3 protein-coding genes are annotated in these 1,942 nt (G+C 57.5%); 2 read left to right on the top strand and 1 reads right to left on the bottom strand.

Annotated features, from left to right (window positions below):
- The coding region (locus EOA24_RS36050; RefSeq protein ID WP_133374817.1) for a hypothetical protein at nucleotides 1-324 on the top strand (324 nt) is incomplete at its 5' end.
- A gap of 57 nt (nucleotides 325-381) precedes the next feature.
- Here EOA24_RS36050 and EOA24_RS36055 read toward each other — a convergent pair.
- Nucleotides 382-1,008 (bottom strand): hypothetical protein, encoded by a 627-nt coding sequence (locus tag EOA24_RS36055; protein WP_127410711.1) that lies wholly within the window; start codon nucleotides 1,006-1,008, stop codon nucleotides 382-384.
- A gap of 625 nt (nucleotides 1,009-1,633) precedes the next feature.
- Between EOA24_RS36055 and EOA24_RS36060 the strand changes: the two genes are divergently transcribed.
- Nucleotides 1,634-1,930, top strand: a complete 297-nt coding sequence (locus EOA24_RS36060; protein WP_127410712.1) for a hypothetical protein — start codon at nucleotides 1,634-1,636, stop codon at nucleotides 1,928-1,930.
- Nucleotides 1,931-1,942: the final 12 nt, after the last annotated feature.

Consider the following 1,942-nt stretch of genomic DNA (forward strand, 5'->3'; position numbering starts at 1 on the left):
GTGAAGGGTGGGGAGGTGCTTATCGCGCTGCAGCGCGATGGGCAATCCAAGGTCGCCGATGCGCTGTCAAAGGGCGCCCGCTTTCAGCTCTACCTTGCGCTGCGGCTTGCGGGGTACTACGAGTTTGCGCAGTTTCGGCCCTCCGTGCCCTTCATTGCAGACGACATCATGGAGACTTTTGACCACGTCCGGTCGGAGGAGGTCTTCAAACTGTTCGGGGAAATGGCTTCAGCCGGGCAGGTGATCTATCTTACGCATCACCAGCACCTATGTGAGATCGCCAAGGCTGTAATGCCGGGCGTAGCGGTCCATGAGCTCGGATGAGATTGCTGGCTGAGGATAAATCGCGTCCACGCCCTCCGCCGGCCTGGTCTCAGATGGTCACCTTTCTTGGCCTTGAGCATTTCCAGAGGCACTCGGCTGCATTGTTATCGACGGGCGCAAAGGACTCCTTCTCAAACATCGGAGCCGACTCTTCTGGCAGCCCGCGGTCTCATAGGGTGCGGCATCTGGAACGGGATGCGGATAGTTTGTCATCCATTTGAATTGACCGTCCGGGTAGGCGCTTTGGATTTGGTCGCGCCATGCCGGATGGGCTTCGGAAGAAGCCAACCTTAATGATGGTCCGGCCATCAACTTCGGCAGGTGAACGCCCGCTGAGTTCCAGGATGTAGAGGTGCTTGGAACCATCGGTTTCGCCAACCCAAAATGGTTCGCTCGCGGTGGGATGGCGCGACTTGGCACCGATGCGGACTCAAGGCTATGGATTGTGCCGTTGACACGGTTTTCCCGGCCATAAACAGTCACCTCGTAAACATCGAGTTGCAGAAGAAGCTCTGCTTCGGCCATGCCCACCTGGACGCCACTGGATCCGATATATTCGGAGTGCGCGCTCGCATACGCGGCTGGAAGCAACTGCTCGACACGTTTCCAATCCTCTTGAACGACCCGCCATGCGCGCGTTGCCTGCACCGCATATAGCCACTTGCCTATCGAGGCAGGGTCCATCTCCTTTTCAGCCCAACGGTCGCCGGCGATGAAGGTGACGTAGATCGCCCAAGGCTTTGGGACTAGACAGTCTCAGATACCGATTGCGCTTGGCCTCTCGGCAAAACCAATGCAGCCCAACTTGCAGGGTCGAACCCCCAGAATGAGGTCAACCTAAGATCCATGCCGGTTGGAAGTCTGTCTCCATCGAGCCAGATCTAAAACCGAGTCCCAATGGAAGGCGAACACTTCGCGCTGGGCGGCCTCGAATGTCGATATCGCCCAAGGATCCGCGAATGTACGCCATGGCATAAGGCGCCGGATGGCTCTCACCGCGTTTGCCTAGAATTGTCGTGAGTGGCGGCAGTCCACGATCATTCAGGGCGTGAAGGACGACCTCGAGGTTCTTTGTCAGACCGCGACCTGTCGGGTGATTCCAACCGACATCGTCTCCCACCCGCTGATATTGGCACGCGTGTTTGCTCGCGAGCAAACACGCGATTCGGTTTGCATGGAATTCATCGATCTCCCCATTCGATCACCGTATGAATCTGCTTCGGCTGCCCCATGTCACGCAGACCCGCGGCTAATAGGCCTTGCTTAGGCGTTCAACGCAACCTATATTATGTTGAACAGGGAGGTTCTGATGGCTGCGCAAACAAGCACTGCTGCAGAAAGTGAAGAAAAGGTCGCATCGGCGCGTAATAAGCTCGTGCTTGAGCAAGCGAAAGCTGCCGGACTCCTCGGCGCCGCGAAGAACACCCGTCTTTCAGGGCGAGTGCCCTCTGAGTTGATCGAGGCGGCGAAGAAGCGCGCCCATGTCACCTCGGACACGGAGCTTTTGGAACTGGCGCTCTCGCGCCTAGCCATCGAAGATGACTTTGGCGCCCGCCTTGTCGGCCGAAAGGGCAGCATCCCGGCGGATATAGATCTTGGGATTTGATCTTTCTGAGAC

Source organism: Mesorhizobium sp. M2A.F.Ca.ET.039.01.1.1, assembly GCF_003998035.1.
Lineage (GTDB): Bacteria > Pseudomonadota > Alphaproteobacteria > Rhizobiales > Rhizobiaceae > Mesorhizobium.